The 19,877-nt window shown below is 57.7% G+C and carries 14 protein-coding genes and 1 tRNA gene; 2 read left to right on the top strand and 13 right to left on the bottom strand.

Annotated elements, in window-relative coordinates:
- Window positions 1-32 precede the first annotated feature (32 nt).
- Window positions 33-332: a PqqD family protein gene (locus H585_RS0108410; protein ID WP_244432499.1), complete on the top strand. Its 300-nt coding sequence runs from the start codon at window positions 33-35 to the stop codon at window positions 330-332.
- A gap of 41 nt (window positions 333-373) precedes the next feature.
- Here the strand turns inward: H585_RS0108410 and H585_RS0108405 are convergent, their stop codons facing one another.
- From H585_RS0108405 to H585_RS0108340, 13 genes are all read right to left on the bottom strand, one after another.
- Complete coding sequence (locus H585_RS0108405; RefSeq protein WP_027367498.1) at window positions 374-1,555, bottom strand: BaiN/RdsA family NAD(P)/FAD-dependent oxidoreductase; 1,182 nt, start codon at window positions 1,553-1,555, stop codon at window positions 374-376.
- Between the two features lie 216 nt (window positions 1,556-1,771).
- Window positions 1,772-1,930 (bottom strand): hypothetical protein, encoded by a 159-nt coding sequence (locus H585_RS23465; protein ID WP_014261010.1) that lies wholly within the window; start codon window positions 1,928-1,930, stop codon window positions 1,772-1,774.
- 98 nt (window positions 1,931-2,028) lie between these two features.
- Window positions 2,029-6,627 (bottom strand): glutamate synthase-related protein, encoded by a 4,599-nt coding sequence (locus H585_RS0108395; RefSeq protein WP_034627535.1) that lies wholly within the window; start codon window positions 6,625-6,627, stop codon window positions 2,029-2,031.
- 697 nt (window positions 6,628-7,324) lie between these two features.
- Window positions 7,325-8,071, bottom strand: a complete 747-nt coding sequence (locus H585_RS0108385; protein WP_027367495.1) for a M15 family metallopeptidase — start codon at window positions 8,069-8,071, stop codon at window positions 7,325-7,327.
- Between the two features lie 165 nt (window positions 8,072-8,236).
- Window positions 8,237-9,310: an alpha/beta hydrolase family protein gene (locus H585_RS0108380; protein ID WP_244432498.1), complete on the bottom strand. Its 1,074-nt coding sequence runs from the start codon at window positions 9,308-9,310 to the stop codon at window positions 8,237-8,239.
- 587 nt (window positions 9,311-9,897) lie between these two features.
- The gene (gene secF / locus H585_RS0108375; RefSeq protein WP_005983586.1) at window positions 9,898-10,974 is read right to left on the bottom strand and encodes a protein translocase subunit SecF; all 1,077 of its coding nucleotides are present in this window, start codon (window positions 10,972-10,974) and stop codon (window positions 9,898-9,900) included.
- 12 nt (window positions 10,975-10,986) lie between these two features.
- Window positions 10,987-12,585 carry a protein translocase subunit SecD gene (gene secD, locus H585_RS0108370; protein WP_027367493.1) on the bottom strand — a complete coding sequence of 533 codons (1,599 nt, stop codon included), beginning with the start codon at window positions 12,583-12,585 and terminating at the stop codon, window positions 10,987-10,989.
- A 153-nt stretch (window positions 12,586-12,738) separates the two neighbouring features.
- Window positions 12,739-13,125: a preprotein translocase subunit YajC gene (gene yajC / locus H585_RS0108365; RefSeq protein ID WP_027367492.1), complete on the bottom strand. Its 387-nt coding sequence runs from the start codon at window positions 13,123-13,125 to the stop codon at window positions 12,739-12,741.
- A 34-nt stretch (window positions 13,126-13,159) separates the two neighbouring features.
- The gene (locus H585_RS0108360) at window positions 13,160-13,915 is read right to left on the bottom strand and encodes a GltB/FmdC/FwdC-like GXGXG domain-containing protein (protein ID WP_014261018.1); all 756 of its coding nucleotides are present in this window, start codon (window positions 13,913-13,915) and stop codon (window positions 13,160-13,162) included.
- Between the two features lie 2 nt (window positions 13,916-13,917).
- On the bottom strand, window positions 13,918-15,012 hold the full coding sequence (locus H585_RS0108355; protein ID WP_027367491.1) for a class II glutamine amidotransferase: 1,095 nt from the start codon (window positions 15,010-15,012) through the stop codon (window positions 13,918-13,920).
- Between the two features lie 34 nt (window positions 15,013-15,046).
- On the bottom strand, window positions 15,047-16,330 hold the full coding sequence (locus H585_RS0108350) for an NAD(P)/FAD-dependent oxidoreductase (protein ID WP_027367490.1): 1,284 nt from the start codon (window positions 16,328-16,330) through the stop codon (window positions 15,047-15,049).
- Between the two features lie 34 nt (window positions 16,331-16,364).
- Entirely contained in the window at window positions 16,365-16,805 is a 441-nt protein-coding gene (locus H585_RS0108345) for a 4Fe-4S dicluster domain-containing protein (protein ID WP_005983575.1), read from the bottom strand.
- A 5-nt stretch (window positions 16,806-16,810) separates the two neighbouring features.
- The gene (locus H585_RS0108340) at window positions 16,811-18,334 is read right to left on the bottom strand and encodes a glutamate synthase-related protein (protein ID WP_027367489.1); all 1,524 of its coding nucleotides are present in this window, start codon (window positions 18,332-18,334) and stop codon (window positions 16,811-16,813) included.
- 1,150 nt (window positions 18,335-19,484) lie between these two features.
- On the opposite strand from H585_RS0108340, the gene H585_RS0108330 reads away from it, so the two are divergent.
- A tRNA-Asn gene (locus tag H585_RS0108330) sits at window positions 19,485-19,560 on the top strand.
- Window positions 19,561-19,877 lie beyond the last annotated feature (317 nt).

The raw sequence follows: 19,877 nt of genomic DNA, 5'->3' as shown, positions 1-19,877 counted from the left end.
TCGCGTATAAGCCTGTTATCAGCAGAGAAGTCATGACGGAACGCACAGAAGCCGGCCTGGTGCGCATCCTCTATCCGATTGCCATCAAGCCATGGCTTGCAGGATTGGCCAAACGCCTTGGCCTAAAGGACCAAAAGTCCATGCTGCGCACTTTGGAATTGGACACCATGGGTTCCACGGTCTGGGACTGGCTGGACGGCCATAACACGGTACACGCGTTGGCCACCAAGCTAGCTGAACATTATGGCCTGCACGAACGCGAGGCCGAGGTGTCCATGTCCGCTTTTCTGCGTGAGCTTGGGCGGAGAGGCATAATCGGCTTGGCGCGCTGAACTGATAACTTCCGAAGAGTTTCCCGAGCAACGGGACCGGCTCAGACGTGCTGGCCCGCCGCGAAGCCCGAAGCCCAGGCCCACTGGAGATTGTAGCCGCCGAGCATGCCGGTGACGTCCAGCACCTCGCCGATGAAATAGAGGCCCGGCATCTGCGCGGCCTCCATGGTCTTGGAGGACAACTCGCGGGTATCAACTCCGCCGGCCGCGACCTCGGCCTTGGCAAAGCCTTCAATCGAGAGCGGCGTGACCCTGAATGAATGTACGCTGGCCAAGGCGGTCTCCTGTTCCGCGCGGGACAAATTGGCTACGGTCTTATCGCCAAGCTCTGCCGAGCAAAGCGCCGCTGCAAGGCGCGCCGGCAGCACGCGGGACAGGGCGTTACGCAGCTTGACCTTGCGGTCAGGCAGGCTGGCCAGGAAATCCACAAGTTGCAACTCCGGCAGGAAATTGATGCTGACTTCCAGGCCGGGTCGCCAGAAAAGCGAAACCTGCAAGGCCGCCGGACCACTCAGGCCCTCATGGGTGAACAGCAGGTGATCGCTGAAGGATCTGTCGGCAACCTGCGCGGTCGCTGGCAGGGAAATCCCGGCCAATCCGGCCAAGGGCCAGTCCTTGGCCATGACCAACGGCGCAAGGGCCGGCCGCACGGGCACTACCGGCAGTCCGAAATGTCGGGCAATGTCCAAACCAAGTCTGGTAGCCCCTACCTGGGGCCAAGCCGGACTGCCTGTTGCCACGACGAGCGAAGGGGCCAGGAACACGCCTTGGGACGTCGCGGCCCTGAACAACCGTTGTTCGCGGTCCACTTCGCGAATCGTGCAATCGAGCAGGATATCCACGCCCTGCCGATGGCATAGCGTCGTCAACAGTCCGGCGACTTCTCCCGCGCTGCCAAGGCAAAACAGGCGGCCTTGCTCACGCTCCTCCCAAGCAATGCCATGGCTGGAGAGCATCTCCATGGCCGCGTACTGGTCGAAGCGGGCCAAGGCCGATTTGCAGAAGTGCGGATTCGCGGAGACGTAGTTGGCCGCGGATACGTCCAGGTTGGTGAAGTTGCACTTTCCTCCGCCCGTAAGACGCAACTTGCGACCGGCCTTGCCGGCGTGGTCCAGCACGGCCACGCGCCGCCCCCGCTTGGCGGCCTCCATCGCGCACATGAGGCCCGAGGCTCCAGCGCCCAAGACCAGCACGTCATATCTCGCCTCTGTGGCCAACCCCACGCAAGCCTCCTGTCCGTAATGAAAAAGGGTGCGGCCATTCCGCACCCCCTATGCCAGGATGTCAATCGCTTCAGAAAGGATTTAGAGCATTTTGCTTTTGAAAATGCTCTGCAAGCCATGCGTCGGCATGGCTTGCCGCCGCGCAGGCGTAGGCGCAATTCACTTGCGCCGTCAACGCCGGAGCGGGCGTCTTAAAAGCAATCTGCTCTAAGTCGGCTAGTTGTCCTTGCCTTCTTCGTAACCCTCACCAAAGCTTTCAGCGCCTTCTTCGGCCTCCTCGGCTCCCTCGCCCGTAGCCTTGCCCATGTGATAGCAGCCGGTCAGGGCGGAGAAGGACAACAGGGAGACAATCAGGCAAATCAGCAGCTTTCTCATGTGGTACCTCCTTAGGCAGGTTGTCGGCCATATTCGTTATAGCCTGGCTTGGAGGTATCACAAGAGGGCACGGGTGATTATCACCCGTGCCCATCTATCTATTCTTCGATCACTGAAGGCCCCAGCTCGGGCACAACCTTGACGAATCGCTCCTCGGCCTGCTCCAGCAACAGGGCCACGGAATCCGCTTCCGCATCCTGGAAACTCTGGCGCAGGGACTCCAAGTAGCGGCCAAGGAGCAGATTCACGTCGACAAGACCCTTATCGCCCAGATCGCGCAAGGCTACCTTGGCGCCTGTCGCCAAACGCCTTGTCACGGATTCACGGGTGAATCCGAACTCGGGGTACAGGCATTGGTAGATAACTCCGCCCGTCATGCCCGAGCAGATCCAGGGACCCGGATCGCCCAGCATCACAACCCGGCCGCCCGTCATATACTCGAAGGCGAAGCCTTTGAGGTGCGCACGCGAGGCTATGTTGCCCTGCTCGTCGCGAACCGGGGCCGTGATGCGGCCGCCGAAGACGACGTCGGCTCCGGACATGCGCACGCAGGCCCGCGAATCAGCCATGTTCTGAATCATGATCGTTCCAGCAATGGCTCCGTAGGCCAAACTTTTCCCGGCCGAGCCATCCACGCGCCGGCCATGGCGGTTGAGGCCCTTGAGCACGGCCAGGCTGCCGCCCATGCCGCCCTTGGCCGGACCGTCCTGGGCTCCGCCCTCCACGAATACGTCGATGCCCTGTATCGTGAAGGCGCACAGCCCATTGCCCGGCACGGAATGGCTCAAGCGCAGGTCGGCACGACGACCATGCTCCATGCCGAAAGCCCTGACCATGTCTCCGGCCAGATAGGTGCCGATGGCCCGGTCCATGCTGCGCACGCCCTCGTCATAATAGACGACCTCCGAGCTACCCTCGCGGAAGCGCTGCATGGCCAAATCGGAGATGAGCCTGGTCAGGTGGTTCAACGGCCGCCGCACCTTGCGCGAAGCCAAGCCAGGACCGGATTCCCAGAAACCGCAGGACGTGGGCAGCCGCAGAAGATCGGCAAGATCCACATGATCGTTTGCGCTCTTCTGTACGAGAAGATCTGTACGGCCCACAAGCTCGCGCAGGTTCGTCTGCCCCATATCCGCCAGAATCGCGCGTACTTCGTCGCCTATGGTCCGCAGGAGGCGGACCAGGTTATCGGTTTCCTGCTCCACGAGCACTTCGGAGAAGCCCTTTACTCCGCGTGCTTCGGCTTCGGCCTTGGAGCTGAGCTGCGTGGAAATTCCGCGTGGGCAACGATCAAGATGGCAGCGCTGGCAGCTGATGCAACCAACACCCATGAGTGCCACGGTGCCAAGTCCCACACGATCCGCGCCCAGAAGAACCATGCGCACCACGTCCGCGCCGCTGCGCATGCCGCCATCACACCAGAGCTCGACAGAGCGACGCAGGCCGGATTCGCATAGGGCGCGGTGGGCCTCGCTCACCCCGATCTCGGCAGGCAGGCCGACGTACTTCTTGGCGTGCTCGCGCGCCGCGCCGGTGCCACCTTCGAAACCGCTCAGGGTGACGATGTTGGCACCAGCCTTGGCCACACCCACGGCAATGGTGCCCACGCCGCTGGTAACCGGTATTTTGACCGAGATGCGCGCCGTCGGGTTGGCCGTTTTCAGCTCGGTGATGATCTGGTGCAGGTCCTCGATAGAATAGATGTCGTGATGATTGGAGGGCGAAATGAGCGTGACGCCAGGCTTGCAGTGACGTGCCTGAGCCACCTTGGGCGTGACCTTGGTCCCCGGCAGGTGGCCGCCTTCGCCTGGCTTGGCGCCTTGGCCTATCTTGATTTCCAGAAAATTGGCAGAGTTCAGGAACTCCATGGACACGCCGAAGCGCCCCGAAGCGATCTGCTGCCCGCGATTATGGCGATACAAGCCGAGCATGTCGGGAATCTCGCCGCCCTCGCCGTTCATGCACACGATGTTAGCCTTGCGGCCCGCCTCGGCATAGACGCGAAACGAGTTCTCTCCCTGGGAACCGAAAGACATGGCCGAAATGACCAGAGGCATGTCATGCTGGCCGATGGAGATGTCCACATCGTCCATGGCCGGTCTGCGTCCGTTTTCGGCCTTACGGAAATCCAGCAGGTGGCGCAGGGCCGTAGGGCTGTCCTGCTCGAGCTTGCGCAAACCGTCGGCCATGTCGCGAAAGCCGGTCTTTCCCACTGCCACGTCGCGCAGCAGTTTTCCCACGCGTACATTTCTGCGCACATCCTTCTTCAGGGCCCGCACTCCCTTGGCGGCGGCGCATTCAAGGCGCTTGGCAGCCATGTCCTCAAGGGCTTCCAGGCTCAGGCCGGTTTCCTGCGCTGAACAGAAGCTTGGGCAGCCGAACACTTCAGCCAATTCCCTGGCAAGCCCAATGGAGGCGAAGATGCGGCCATAGCCGCACAGCTCGTGGATGCCCATTGTGGACATGACTTTTTCCATGCCCTGCTGCAGTACGGACATGGTGTTGCGCAGGACCTTGGAGAGCGGCAGCTCGGACGTGGCATGAACCGCGGCCCCGGCCCACAGCAACCTGGGCGCCAGGGCATCCGCACCCTGCCCAAGGAGGAACATGATATCATGCAGGTTGCGCACGGCCCCTGAGCGCACCACAAGGCTGAAACGCCTGCGCAGGCCCCGGCGCTCCATGTCTTGCAGCAGCCAGGCCGTGGCCAGGGCAGGGTCTACAAATACCCGGCCCTCCGTATGGCTATCGACAAAAGCACGCGAGTCGTCCATCACGAGCAGCATGGCGCCAGCTTCCACGGCTTCCGCCGCCTCGGCGCACAAGGCATCCAGGCGTGCTCGCAACGCACCTCGCTCCGGCACGAACGTAGCATCCAGCAGGCGCACGCGGGATAAATCCCGCCCTTGACCGGTAAAGAAGGCCAGCACTTCTTCCAAGGTCGCGGCCTTGAATCGGCGGGCCACCGTATCGATGGCTTCAACATCGCCCAGCCCGCGCTCCAGGAGGAGCGGCGTCGCCAGCTCCAGGCCCACAGATGTGGGCCCTTGCCCTCCGGCTTCGGGCCTTGGGCCGAGGATGACCCGCGTGGAGAAATGATCCGCCTCGCGCTCGCGGTCAATGGCCGGGTTGGTGACCACGGCCACATTCTCCTTGAAGAACTCGGATATGACGGGCAGAGCCTCCCACTCAAGGCAAGCCAGTGGTCCCTGATGACCCATGGAGCCGACAACGGGCTTGCCCGTACGCGCCACCTCCTCACGGATGTCCAGTTCGTACTGCTGCCAGCCCCAAGCCGCCAGCCTCGATGGGTGCAGGGCCTGATCCGCAGGTTCGGGCTGATCCAGCCAGGCTGAGTCGTCCAGGGCAAGCTTGCCCATGAATTGTCGACACGCCTCGGGTACGCCATGGCTAAATCGATGCTCCGGAGCATTGTCTCTGTGCCTGGCTTGGGCCAAGAGCTTAAGAGAACGCTGCAGTTCGCCCTGATCCAGAACCTGGGCACGACGTCCCCTGCCGGCCATGATGGCAATCTTCTCGCCTGGGGCCAGGGGCTTGGGGTCGTTGATGGTGCTCTCAAGGTTCACGACACCCTTCTCCGAGGACAAGAACCAGTCCTCATCGCTCTCGCCGAACCATAAGGGTCGCAGTCCCATGGCATCCACGCTGCCAAGGCATACGTCGCCCAAGCGGGCGATAATGGCTGCCGGTCCCTGAGCCGATGGCGGAAAGAACCAACGCAGATGCTCGTAGACCTTGCGCAGTTCCTCGTCGGCCAAGCGATCCACTTCGCTGTGGATGGCAGGGAAAAGCATCTCCATGGCCTCCAGGGGATCGACGCCATGCACGTGCATGAGTCCTTCGAGGATGCGATCGAGATCCTGGGAGTCGCTGCCGCCCGGCACTAGCGGTATATTCAGGGTGGCGGCCGTGCTGCGCAAACGCTCGATAGTGTTGATCTCGCCGTTATGGCCAAGCAGGGCAAAAGGCTGGGCGCGCTCCACCGTGGGCAGGGTGTTCGTGGAATAACGACTGTGTCCCAGGGTCATGATGGAACGCACGTCAGGATCTTGAAGGTCGGGATACACGCGCTGCAAGAGCTCGGGTACGCCGCGCACCTTGTAGACCACCGTATCCGGACTCAAGGAGGCGATATGCGCTTCCGGCAGTTCGGCTTCCAGGCCTGCCTTGACGCTGAACAGCAAGCGCGCGGTTTCCCGACGCCCCATGTTCGGAGCCATGCCCGTCACCTGCCAGAAGAGCGAAGGCTCGGCTCTGGCGTTAGGGCCGAGTTCCTGATCGCGGGTATTGCCGGCCAGCTCGGTCAGAAGGTCCAGCCCAGCTTCCCTTAAGCCTGCCCGCATACGTTTCATGAGCGCATCATGTTCATCACGCAATTTCGCGGGCAGCAGAAAATGGCCCACGAAGAAGCCACGTCCCTCGGCCAGATGCGGGCTGAGTCCCGCAGCCTCCAGCCGATGGCTCCAGGCAAGGCGGGGAATATCGGTCATGACTCCACAGCCGTCGCCTTCGTCGTTGATGTCCCCCGAGCGGTGGGCCATCTTCTTGAGCGCCTCGATGGTGCGGGCGATGTTCGTGTGCGTGGAGCGGCCTTGCTTGTCCACATAGGCGATAATGGCGCAGGCGTCTTGCTCCCTGGCCACTTCGAACGGCCGGAGCCCTCTTGAACGGCTCATGCATCCCCCTTGACTGTAGAATTCTTAGCGCTAAGCAACGGCAGGAGCCCCCTGCTGTGGAATGCGGCACATCCGCGTACACCACCGGGTGGGCAGGCAGCATACAACAAGCGGTGCATAGTCGTCAGCAGCGTTATTCGCCTACGAGATTTGCCAGGATGAGGCCGTAAAACTCGCCACCATGAACGGCTATGTACCGCCAGCCGAGGTGAGCGCGACAGCCACGACACACCCCTACCTGCCACTCATACCCAGGAAACCATGTGAATTCAAGACTTGGCAGACCAAGAGGAGCGCAGCCAGGGGCGGCACCAAAACAGCCTATCTCAAAAACCAAGCCGTAAGGATTGCAGAAGACGTGCACATGCTTTCCCTGCACCTCCGTACGCGCATTTTCGGCTGTAACTCGATGGAGGCAAGTTTTGCAGAGCAGAAAGCGCGGCTTGCTGTCCTCGATGCTTTCAGCATTCGCCGCAGGCGCCTGCCAATCAGACTTGCACTCTTCCGCCCCGCGCAGGAGCGGATACTCGGAATGCGCGGAAAACCTTGCGTTGGTATCCAGGGAGCCAATAAAGCGCACCATACGCCGTCAATAGCACCCTTGCCGCCTACTTTCCAGGCTGAAGGTTACAGGGCGGATCCGCTTGGACCCATGATTAGGACGCGGCTAGCCGTCTGAAGTGTCTACTCGGAGCGTCTACTCGATAATGGCGTATCTTCGTCTGGTCGTATCCTTGTCGAACGCATTGAAGTGCCACCATTCGATGGCCAAAGGTTGGAAGCCCGCCTCCAGCATCGCATTTCGCAAGATCTCCCTGTTTGCGACCTGTTCCGGCGATAGCATGCCTTCCCTAAGGAACCGTTGCTCCTCGCGGGGTTGCGCCAGCATTCCGAAGTGATCCACCCTTGTGCCCATATCCAAGGGAGTTCCGTCGGCCCTGGCAATGGTCACGTCCACAGCCGCACCATAATTGTGCATGGAGCCGCGAGCGGGATTGGCGACATATGGCTGCATGGGCGTGTTCTTGACCATTTCCCACATCCGTTGCTGCACGGATCTCGGCCGAACGCCATCCAGCAGGAGGAGCACCAGGTCGGGATTCCGATCATGAAGACGCGCATGCGCCTCCTTCAGCATCAAAGCCGGCTCGGGATGGAGATAGCACTTACGCAGATCCCCATAGACATTCTCGCCCATGAAGTTGTCACTTCGGGCATATTTGAGGTCGACCAGCAGCAAGGGATCGGTCGTCTGGACATCGATTAGCCCTTGGCCGATCAGCCTGCGCTCGATATCTCCCTTGCCATCGGTATGTCCCCCGGCAGCGGGAGAATGCATTGGGCTGGAACCAGCGAAAGCATCGAGCGGATTGGCAAGACAGGCCAGGGACGCAAGACCAATTATGCGCAGAGCGCTTCTTCGTGTGTATTTTTTCGTGTGCATGGTTGGAGCGTGCTTGCTGAAGTATATGCAGCGGCTCAAGCCGGGAAACGCTTGTCACCCGAAGCAACAAGCTCTGGGCGAAATAATCAGAGCCGCAGACAAGGCCATAAATACGGCAGTGATCGTTTGACCTCGTGAAGACTCTCCAGTCGTGCAAAAAACGGGCTAGTGGCCAGGATGAATCGTCGGTCCAACCTGTTGGCTCAGCCAATCAAGCCCGACATCATAAAATATGTCGTGCTTGCCCTCGAAGAGCACCAGGGTTGCATTCTGGGATGTTCTTTCAAAGATTTTGGGCCATTCATGTCTTGAGTCGGCCTCGGCGGTGCGACTGCCCAAGAGACGGGAGGGAAGCCGTCCTTGCTTGTCGATAAAAAGCATGTCCTCCTTGGAAAACACGTCTTCTGCTGCGGCCAAATCATTGAAAGCGCGCAGGGAATGGCTAGGCGGCACATAGTCGTCATTTACCCCGACAGCGATCTGAATTCGTACACCTTTGCCCCTGGCCTCTTTAAGATAGGCCGACGGGCTTCGCTGTGCGCAATCCTTGGCTGCTTTCGAGCCCGGAGAAGGAACACCGCCACAGGAGGCGGTTATATGAGAGACGTAATGTCGTGTAGGCTGGAATTCCTGATTATAGCGAAACCAATCATTCAGATCATAGACAGGTACCCAGGCAGATACGGCCGTCCAGAGCTCAGGATATTTCCCAGCCATGACCAGAGCGCTCATGGCGCCACCTGAAAAGCCTATGAGATAGATTCTGGATTCATCGACATTGGCGTTGTTCTGTGCGTAACGCAGAGCATCGATAATGTCTTGGATTGCATGCTTAGATGCAGTGGCTTGAGGTTTATTATTAACGCCTCTGAAATCGGGATGGATAAAAACCCATCTGTTTTGCACCGCCCAAAGCGCATACGGGATGCTGGCTTTCTGGGTATAATCGTCGCTCCAGCTATGCAACGCAACCAAGAGAGGTCTCTTGGTTTTAGAGTCTGGATCATAGAATAAAGCTTGCTGCTGCGTACCGTCAGAAGTGGAGGTGATCCGGATTGTACGAACTTGAGGAGCATCCTTCTCCCAGGACAAGCGCTCAGGCAAATCAGAGAAGGTACCCAAAGCCTCTGAAGGCTTAAAACCTGCCGCCAATCCCAGACGTAATTCTGCGCAAGCGAGAATAAGACAGAACACGACGGCCAGCCTGAGCCAGGTGGATGAAACCAGCTTGCGTTTCACGATCGCACCGGGCTCAGGCTCAGCGAGAGTTTCCATCTAGACAGGTTACATCATATATTGCAGTCATGTAGATTATTTTTAAATGCATGGAGGTGGTCCCGATTGTCCGGGCAGGTTGGCGATGAAACAAGGTGTAGCCGGTGTGCTGTTCACTCCGTCGAACGAGCCGAAGCCATGTCAGAAGTGCTTCTCGGATTAAGTATGATTGCTCCCGCATTATAGAGCATTTTGCTTTTGAAAATGCTCTGCAAGCCATGCGTCAACATGGCTTGCCGCCGCGTAGGCGTAGGCGCAATTCACTTGCGCCGTCAACGCCGGAGCGGGCGTCTTAAAAAGCAATCTGCTCTAGGGCCTGTTCACACTAAAGCAGTTTATGAATGAAGATAAGGGCCCAGAGAAATTGCTTCAAACGTAACGCGCTATAATAACTTTTGTTCTTATATAGCGTTAACAGGCCCTAGTCAGGCGCTGCAAACCTCAAATGTACGATTTCTTCGTCGCCTGACTATAAACACAACGGAAAAAACCCCACCAGCTTCACCTGATGGGGTTTGTAGATGAGATTGGGGCCACTGTGGCCTTTTAGTCTACGAGGTAGCCTCGACCTCTTTGCGTTCGTCCAAAGAACTACCGGGACCAAAACTGAGAAGAATTGGTGCGGCTACAAAGATGGAAGAGAACGTGCCGGTGCCGATACCCACGAGCAAAGCCAAAGCGAAGTCATGGATCACGCCGCCACCAAACATCCAAAGGCAGAGAATAACCAGGAGCGTGGTGCCCGAGGTTAGTATGGTACGGCTCAAGGTCTGGTTGATGCTAGCGTTAATGGTCGCGGCGAAATCTTCGCGCGCGCGGCCCTTCATGTTCTCGCGAATCCGGTCGAATACGATGATCGTATCATTTAGCGAGTAGCCGATAATCGTGAGCACTGCGGCGATTGTAGTCAGGTCGAATTCCTTGCCCAGAACTGAGAACACTCCCACAGTGATGAGCACGTCATGCACCAGAGCAATCACTGCGCCGAGCGCGAAACTGAGCTTGAGGAACCAGCAAAGACCCAAGGTTATCAACATGGCGGCAAGAATAAGCCACGCCATGGGTATGCCGAGCAGCTTGAGTAAATAGATACCAGTTGCGAGTCCCGCAGCCATGGCAATGGCCGCAAACCAGCGTTGCTCGAAGCGGCCAGATATGTAAATTGCGATGATCAGCACGGCGTAAAACACTGCCTCCAACGCCTTGGAGCGCAGGTCAGAGCCGACCTTCGGCCCAACCATCTCCAGCCGTTGCACTTCGAACCCCAGACCGGGCAGATCTGAAGACAAGGCATCGCTCACACGTTTGCGCACTGTATCCGAGGGGATATCCGAGGCAGAAGTACGGACCAGGAACTCGTAATCATCTTCTTGACCGAAGCTTTGAACCACAAGCCCAGGCAGGTCGGTATCGCCAAGGGCGCTCTTGAGTTGATCGACTTCGACCTGCTGGTCAAATTTGATCTGCACGATCATGCCACCAGCGAAGTCGATGCCATACTGTGGCCCGCCTTTGACGAGCAGTGAGCCGAGTCCGGCCAAGATGACCGTCAAGGAGATAATATAGGCAATGCGGCGTATGCCAATGAAATTAATATTGGTATTCGGCTTGATAATCTGGAAGCCCATGAGCGCTCTCTCCTAGATGTTCAGGGTCCGCAGTTCCTTGCGACCGGACGTGTACAGGTCAAATATGACCCGAGAAACGAAAATGGCCGTGAACATGGAGGACAGGATGCCCAGAATAAGCGTCACGGCGAAGCCGCGGATCGGGCCGGTCCCGAACTCATAGAGGATTACAGCCGCGATGACCGTTGTCACGTTGGCATCAAGAATGGTCAATGTTGCTCTGCTGAAGCCTTCAGCAATAGCCGCTCTGGGAGTGACTCCGTTGCGCAACTCCTCGCGGATGCGCTCATAGATAAGCACATTGGCGTCCACGGCCATGCCGATGGTCAAAATGATGCCCGCGATGCCAGGCAAGGTCAATGTAGCGCCAAAAGCGGCCAAGCCAGCCATGATGAGCACCAAGTTGAACAATAAAACCAGATCGGCGACAATGCCGGCCAAGCCATAATACAAAACCATGAAGGCCATGACGACCACGAGGCCGATAATACCTGCCCTGAGGCCCTGATCGATGGATTCCTGCCCCAAGGATGGCCCCACAACCCTCTGTTCAATGACCGTTACCGGCGCCGGCAGGGATCCGGCGCGCAGGACGACGGCCAGATCGTGGGCCTCGGCCTCGGTGAAGCTGCCCGAGATGCTAGCTCTGCCGCCGCTTATCTTTTCCTGAATGACCGGAGTCGAGTAGACAACGCCATCCAGCACTATAGCCATCTGCTTGCGCACGTTCTCGCCGGTGATGCGCTCGAAGTCGCGTGCGCCGCGTGCATTGAAGGTCAAGCCGACATAAGGCTGCCCGAACTGGTCGAAACTTACGTTGGCATCGGTAATGGCCTCTCCGGTGAGTACAGCGTCACGCTGGAGTACGACGGATGTTTCGACTGTTCCACCATCGGCAGAGGTTCTGCGCATGGTCGCCAGTTCGCGTCCGGGAGGGAGAACGCCCGAGGCTGCCTGCTGCGGGCTCATACTGTCGTCAACGATCTTGAACTCAAGATGCGCAGTCTTGCCGATAATGGCTATGGCGCGTTCGGGGTCCTGCAACCCCGGGAGCTGCACCTGGATGCGACCACCCTGTTGCTTGCGGATATCGGGTTCGGCGACACCAAACTGGTCAATGCGATTGCGGATGGTCTTGACTGCCTGGTCCACCGTTAGGTTGGTAAAATAGTTGCGATATTCCTCTGTCGGGGCGAGCACGTACTCGATACGCCCATCCTCTCCAGGCTCCTTGGACTCGATGCGAAGACCTTCAAAGCTTTGCTTCAGGAGGCTCTCGAATGATTCCTGTTGCCCGGATTTAACCAAAGCCAAGCGCAACTTGGCGCCCGCTATGACCTGCGGCTTGATGACAGCCAATTCCTTATCTCGGGCCAAGTCACGAATATCTCGCCCACTTTGGGACAAGGAATTCTCAAGTGCCTTGCGCACATTGACGTCGAGGGTGAGGTGAATGCCGCCTTTGAGATCAAGGCCCAGGCTGATCCTGTCATTTGGCAGGAAAGAGCCGATAGCCCTATCCACGGCGGGGATGGAGGGCATCATATAGACCAGTCCAATAATGGCGGCGATGAGCGAGAGCGCCAGCCTCCAGCGCAAACTGCCTTTCATTGTCACTCCTTGATGGACACACTTAAAAGGCGCCCAAGTTTTAGCACTTAGGCTTTGGGTGTCAACTCACGCGCGCCACCCCAAAAAACAAGCCGCCCGTCGAGGCTTGGCCTCCACGGGGACTTGTTGAAAAGAGGCGCAGGGACAGGAAGGCTACTCGGCCTTTTCCTTATCTGCTTCCTTGGCCTTCTCTTTCTTATCCTTCCGCGTATCGGCTCTGGTGGCTTCGCCAGGACCGGATATAAAGCTGCGGTTGACCTTAATGCTCATATCCTTGGCAATCTCAACGGTCAGGACATCGCCATCCACATCGATTATACGGCCGTAGATGCCCCCGCTGGTCAGCACGTAGTCTCCTCGCTTGAGGCCACCCAAAAACTCTCTGTGCATTTTGGCCTTTTTCTGCTGTGGCCGGATGAGCAGGAAGTAGAAGATGGCGAACATGAGGATAAGAGGCAGGAAAGAGGTGATGGGATTCCCGCCAGCTCCTCCGCCTGATGGCGCAGCCCCCATGGCATGGGCAATGCTCGTGAACGACATAACTCCTCCTTCTTAGTCTTGCTACCGTACCCGCTCAGCAAGGTACGTACATGTTTCCGTAAGGTCTATGAGAAAACGGTTTCACTTTAAAGAACGATTCCGCAAGGATGTGCTGGGCATCCAGGCCAAGCTCCAGGGCGAAGTCCGTGACCATCTCTCGGATGCGTGCCTTGTCGGTCTCGTCCACGGGCTCACTGGTCAAGTGTGGCCCAAGCTGTGTATCGGGCACAGGTCCGCGTACATAGATCACGCCACCATGCATTCCCGTGCCTAGGCTGCGGCCGCAGATAGGCGCATAAGGCTTATCGCTGAACATGCCAAGCAGAATGATGGAGCCGCCAGCCATATACTCGCCTAAGAAGTCTCCAGCCTTGCCACCAATAACGATGACCGGCGATTTCTCCTTGTAGGCCTTCATGTGAATGCCCACGCGATAGCCCACGTCTCCGCGAATGTAGAGTCTGCCCCCGCGCATGCCATACCCGAGAACGTCCCCGGCGATGCCGTTAACAACGACCTTGCCGTCATCCATGGTATTGGCGACGCCATCCTGGGCGTTACCCTCCACTCGAATGGATGGGCCGTTCATGAACGCGGCCATATCCTGGCCAGGCACTCCGTTGATCTTCAAACTAAGCTCGCCTTTGAGCCCAGTGAAGATATAACGCTGTCCATTGACGTTATTCAGCTCGATCTCACGGACACCGCCAGTCACCGCATCGCGGATGCGCTCATTAAGTTGGCGGTAGTACACTCCTTTCGCATCGAGCACAAGCTTTTGATCGGCCAACTTCAATTCTCCAGCGTTGCGATTACGGGCTCGCCCGCCTTGGGTGCCCAGACCTTGTCCAACGTTCCGCTCACTTCGCGGATAGAACTTTCCTCGCTGGACATGTAGACCCGCTTGCCTTCCTCGGCCACCACCAGGGGCCGCAACTTGACCCTGTCATTAAGGCCCATCATGAAATCGCCGGCCGTAACCAGGATAGCGAAGGGACCATTGAGGCAGGCCGAACCGTACACCATGCGCAAGGCCTTGAAGGCATCCTGTTGTTCCTTTGGCATACGGGCAACATCATCCCAGAATGGCGGCGAAAAAACCCAGCTGGCCATGCGTAAGGAGAGCTTGTGCCGGCGCACAAGCATATCCAAAAGATAGGCCACCACCTCGGTGTCAGTCATGAGCGTGCACAGATAATCATGCTCGCAGAGGTAGCGGCGATTGATGCCATAGGAAGAGATTTCACCGTTGTGTACTATGGACCAGTCGAGCAAAGTAAAGGGATGCGCTCCGCCCCACCAGCCCGGCGTGTTGGTGGGAAAACGGTTATGGCCAGTCCAGATATAGGCTTTGTACTCGTCCAGACGATAGAAATCGGCCATATCCTCGGGAAAGCCCACGCCCTTGAAGGCACCCATGTTCTTGCCGCTGGAGGCAACGAAGGCGCCGGGAACGTTCTGGTTGATGTGCATGACCACGCTGACGATGTAATCCTTTTCGTCACGCTCTTTCCACTTGGGCCTAGCATCTTTGACTTTAAGGAAGAAACGCCAAAGCACGGGCGGATTGGTCACGACAGGGGTCCGCCGGGTGGGGATGGGTTGAGCTTCCTTGATCTCGAAGAAGTGCTTGAGGACTTCCTCGGCCCTTTCCAGTCCAGCCTGATCATCGCACATGAGGTGGAAACACCAGTAATCGGCCAAGTCTGGATAGATTCCATAAGCAGCGAAACCGCCGCCCAGACCATTGCCGCGGTCATGCATGGTGCACATGGCCTTGATGGGCATATCGCCCGGAATCAGCTCGCGGTCGCGGGCGATGACGCCAAATACACCGCAGCCGGATATATCTTTCTCGAAGTCGTGATATCTATGTGGCGCTTTCATGAACTCCTACTCCAGGGATGCACGATCCGGTCATTTAGCTCGCAGCCGTGCCGCTTTCCGGGTTCCATTGGTTCTTGAAGATCTCTTCCGGCCACAAGAGCGCGCAGGGTTGGCCCGAGATGAGTTGTTCTTTGACTTCGGAAGTCAACGGCAGCTTGAAGCGAATGAAGCCGGTGTAAAGACCGGCACAATCGATATCTCCGACCAGGACGTAGCCAACCAGGCGATCTTCCTTGAAAACGAGCTTGCGATATGATTGTTTCTGCTCATTGAGCAGCGTGTGAACGTCGAAGCCCTCTTCCGGCGGATTGACCAAGCCAACCGAAGTTGTGGCCAAGCCATAGAAGCTGATCGAGTTCATGGCCAAACCGCCTTCGAATGGCCGGTCGGCGCCAGCCATGTTCATTCCCGCGGTAAAGCCCTGATTGTAGGCATTGGGCCAGATGGGGACCACGCGGTTGTCGCCCGCGATCATGTCCAAGGCCTGCACAACGTCTCCCGCGGCATAAATGCCCGGAATGCTGGTCTGCAGCCGATCATCAACCTGGATGCCGCGATCGACCTTGAGCCCGGCCGCAGTTGCCAGGGATTTCTCCGGGACGACGCCGATGGCCACGACCACGGCTTCGGCTTCCAGGAAACGGCCATCGGACAGGAGCACGCCCTTGAGCGTCCCATCCTCGCCCCGCTTGATCTCCTTGGCCGAAACCTTACAGAAAATATGCAGCCCCACCCTGTGCAGTCGGCCCTGCACCAGATTACCCGCATCATCGTCAAATGCGGCGGACAGAACCCGCGGCGCAAGCTCCACGATGCTCACGTCCACGCCACGGTCAAAAAGGGCTTCAGCAGCCTTAAGGCCGATTAGCCCGCCGCCGATGACCACCACGCGCCGCAAGCTGCCAGCCAGCTTATCCAGGACCCGCGCATGCTCGGCCGTGGTGAAGTTGTAGATGCCAGGTCCCTGCAGGCCTGGAATTGGCGGGTTAAAGGGCGTTCCGCCAGTGGCCAGCATAAGCTTGTCATAGCCGATGGTCTCGCCCGCAGAGGTGACAACGCAACGCTTCTGCGTGTCGATGGATGTGACCGTGGTACCGAGCTTCAGCTCGACCAAGTTTTTTTCGTAGTAGTCGCCTGGCCGGAGCGGGATATCCGAAGAGCCTATCTTGCCAGCAAGCATGTAGGAAATGAGCGGCCTGCCGTAGATGGGTTCATTTTCGGCGCTGATGACCACGATGCGCCCTTGCTTATCATATCGCCGTATGCCTTCGATGGCGCCCAGGGTTGAAGCGCCGCCGCCGATGATTACATAGGTCATGTCATTCTCGCTTGAATTTGGAGGGCCCGAGCGACTAGCGCTCCTCGTACTTGAGGGCCCGGTTTGGACATGCCTCTACACAGGCAGGCATCTTCCTGCCCTTGCACAGATCGCACTTGACGATCTTCTGCTTGGCCGCGTGCCGTTTGATGGCCCCGAACGGGCAGGACATAACGCACGACCAGCAGCCCACGCATTTGCTCTCGTCGTACTCGGTGCGGCCGCTCTCCGGGTCCTTGCTCAGGGCACCGGAAATGCAAGCTGCTACGCAGGCTGGTTCGGCACAATGCCGGCAGGACAGAGCAACGCAGGTCGGACCGCTTTGATACACCGCCTTACGGGAAGACAGGCCCGCAGCCTTCTCTTCCCTGTGCGCGATGATAATATCCTGACTCTTACTATGCACGGTCAAGCAAGCCACCTCGCAGAGGCGGCAACCAATGCAGACTTCCTTATCGGGGTAGACGCGTTTCATGTCTCTTACCTCCCGGCGTGCTTGACGCCGAGAATGTCTAACTCGGTGTCGTTCAGGCCCACGCCGCGCAGCTTGTCGCGGTTGCCACGCAGACTCTCGATGGAGTTGAGTCCCATGCCGCCAAGCATCTCCTGTATTTCGTGGCCCCAAGCCTTGATGAGGTTGGCCATCTTCTCGGCCGCCACATCCGGATTCTGGCGCCTGGCCAGGCTGGCTTCATTTGTGGCGATGCCCCACGGGCACTTGCCCGTATAGCAGCGGCCGCAGACCGTGCAGCCCACGGAAATGAGCGTGGCCGTGCCGATGTACACGGCATCGGCTCCCAGGGCGATGGCCTTGACGGCATCCGCGCTACAGCGAATGCCTCCCGAAGCCACGATCGAGGCCCGGTTGCGTATCCCCTCATCGCGCAGGCGCTGATCCACGGCGGCCAGGGCCAGTTCCATGGGCAATCCCACGTTGTCGCGAATCATGGCAGGAGCTGCACCTGTGCCACCACGCATGCCGTCAATAACCACAATATCAGCGCCGGCGCGCACCACACCCGAAGCGATTGCCGGGGCATTGTGCACTGCGGCGATCTTAACGGAAACGGGTTTAGTATAAGCCGTAGCTTCCTTGATGGCATAGATGAGCTGATGCAGGTCCTCGATGGAGTAGATGTCGTGGTGAGGGGCCGGCGATATGGCATCGGAGCCGATTGGCACCATACGTGTTTCGGATACGCGCGCATCAATCTTCTCGCCGGGCAGATGACCGCCGATACCGGGCTTGGCGCCTTGACCAATCTTAATCTCAACGGCCGCACCAGCGTTCAGGTAGTCACTGTGCACGCCAAAACGGCCCGAAGCTACCTGCACAATAGTATTCTTGCCGTACTTGTACAGCGAACGGTGCAAGCCGCCCTCGCCAGTGTTGTACATGGTCCCGCTAGCGGTTGCGGCCCGGGCCATCGCCACATGCAAATTAAAGTTGATTGCGCCGAAGCTCATAGCCGCGAACATGATCGGCACTTCGAGTTCCAACTGCGGCCCTATCTGGGTCTTGAGGCGGGGTCCTTCGGAAGCTTCCTCGAACTCTAGTCTGCTGGGCTTAGTCCCCAGGAACGTCTTGAGTTCCATGGGCTCGCGCAACGGGTCGATGGAAGGGTTGGTTACTTGGCTAGCATCAAGAAGCAGCTTATCCCAGTAGACCGGGATATTGGTCGGGCAACCCATTCCACCCAGAAGCACACCGCCTGTATCAGCCTGCTTATAAATGTACTTGAGAAATTTTGGATTCCATACGGCATTATCGCGAAATTCGGTGGGCTTATGTCGTATGGTCAAGCACGCCGTTGGACAGAACGCCTCACAACGATGACAACCTACGCACTTGGAGCTGTCATGCCGCACACTCTTGCGTACGTCATCCCAGAAGTGCGCTCCATAGGAACATTGGCGGACGCACACCTCACAATTGATGCACGCCTCTTTGTCCCTCTCGATGGCATAATCGTAGTAGGACTTGTTGATGGGATTAAACAGCAAGACACAACCCTCTACTAGCTGGTGGTTTGAGCAATCCCCCCGTTTGGGCTGGGGACGCACGAGGACCTCGGTCGAGAAGGATTAACCCGCCTGAAGAGCTAGGTACCCAAGCCTATCGCAAATTATTAGCAAAAACGTTTCCAATTTCGTTAAGCAGTTGAACCTTGATTTTCATCTTCGCAGCGACGGCTGCCCAGGACCAAGATTCAAGTGTTCGCACTACTCATGCAGCCTCATCAGGCCATTTTCGCACGCTCTTCTCTTCACCAACTCATGCGAAAAACAGGTTGTTCAACCAGACAAATTTGTACGAAATCTCCAAATCCCACTTGAGGTGGAGCTATTTTGTGCAACAACCGGACCTATGCATCCTTTATTCTACACAGAATGGAAGAACTATGGCTCACGAATGAAAGCGGCCCCCAAAGGCCGTTTTTTCACGCTAAACTCAAATTTTACTCACTCCGGAGACATCATCTTGCCATTTGCGACTGCCATCTTTTGACAAATTTTGTTAAGGCCAGCCCAAAGTCAAACAAATATGTACAAAGGTTGCAATTACCAGAGAGTAAGAGCACGAATCCGCAGTTTCTGGAGTGTCTCCGCTAAAATGGACATTCCGCAGCTGCTATTGAACGGATGAACTCCCGGGAAGATTTCATCCGCAGCCCCTTGTGAGGATGTCTCTCGTTGTAGTCCTCGAACCAATCCGCGAAGTGGTAGCGGACAATTTGTCGGCCCATAAGGACAAAGTAGCCCTGGAATTGATCAGGCCACTGAGGCCGGCTTCTGGCCGCCAGTGTACTCGACCGAGCAAAAATGTGGATCAAAGTGAAAGAGAACCTCCGGGCGGCCAAGATCCGTACAAGGAGGCTCCTTACAAGCACTCGCGGTTGCCTTGGATAAGGTCTCCCCTGATGATGCCAGAGGCTGATTCTGGGCCTGCGGTATGTCTCACCTTACTAGAAAAGTGCTCTAGCGGGATTCAGGCGTTTGGCCTGGATGAGACGGCCTGCACGCGCAGCCATCTTAGTAAACGCATGCATTCCACGACAAGCGCGAAGAATCTTTTTCTCCAACTTAAAAAAGGTCCTTGACGAGCGAGGGGGATTTGTTTAATCCACTACCTCGCCGCTAGCGCGGAACGCTTTCCCCGGTAGCTCAATAGGCAGAGCGGGTGGCTGTTAACCACTAGGTTCGCGGTTCAAGTCCGTGCCGGGGAGCCAGGAATTTTAAGCCCTTTGGAGCATATCCAGAGGGCTTCTTTTTTGTGTGTATCTATGTGAAGCGCGGAGCGCCCGCCCTGATTGGATTTCTCTGCTATACCGGTTGAGCGACCGGGAGAGGAATTGCCGCCCTGCTTACCAGTTAAGTAAAGGCCTTGAGCAAATAAAAAGCAAGCCCCCTTCCGCTGGCGGAAGGGGGCTTGCTAATTTTACGACTGGCGCAAAGGCAGTCGCTCTATTTTGTTGGCTAAAACTCCAAATGCTTGGGCGTGCGCGGAAAGGGGATGACATCGCGGATGTTCGTCACACCCGTGACC

Origin of the sequence: Desulfocurvibacter africanus subsp. africanus DSM 2603 (assembly GCF_000422545.1) — a bacterium.
GTDB classification, from domain to species: Bacteria; Desulfobacterota; Desulfovibrionia; order Desulfovibrionales; family Desulfovibrionaceae; genus Desulfocurvibacter; species Desulfocurvibacter africanus.
Note: the sequence above shows the minus strand (reverse complement) of the source record. Positions and strands in the feature narration are given on the sequence as shown.

Coding starts and splice junctions, on each gene's coding strand:
- H585_RS0108410 (WP_244432499.1), top strand. CDS start 33: ATGACGGAACGCACAGAAGCCGGCCTGGTGCGCATCCTCTATCCGATT.
- H585_RS23465 (WP_014261010.1), bottom strand. CDS start 1,930: ATGAGAAAGCTGCTGATTTGCCTGATTGTCTCCCTGTTGTCCTTCTCC.
- H585_RS0108395 (WP_034627535.1), bottom strand. CDS start 6,627: ATGAGCCGTTCAAGAGGGCTCCGGCCGTTCGAAGTGGCCAGGGAGCAA.
- H585_RS0108385 (WP_027367495.1), bottom strand. CDS start 8,071: ATGCACACGAAAAAATACACACGAAGAAGCGCTCTGCGCATAATTGGT.
- secF (WP_005983586.1), bottom strand. CDS start 10,974: ATGGGCTTCCAGATTATCAAGCCGAATACCAATATTAATTTCATTGGC.
- secD (WP_027367493.1), bottom strand. CDS start 12,585: ATGAAAGGCAGTTTGCGCTGGAGGCTGGCGCTCTCGCTCATCGCCGCC.
- yajC (WP_027367492.1), bottom strand. CDS start 13,125: ATGTCGTTCACGAGCATTGCCCATGCCATGGGGGCTGCGCCATCAGGC.
- H585_RS0108355 (WP_027367491.1), bottom strand. CDS start 15,012: ATGAAAGCGCCACATAGATATCACGACTTCGAGAAAGATATATCCGGC.
- H585_RS0108350 (WP_027367490.1), bottom strand. CDS start 16,330: ATGACCTATGTAATCATCGGCGGCGGCGCTTCAACCCTGGGCGCCATC.
- H585_RS0108345 (WP_005983575.1), bottom strand. CDS start 16,805: ATGAAACGCGTCTACCCCGATAAGGAAGTCTGCATTGGTTGCCGCCTC.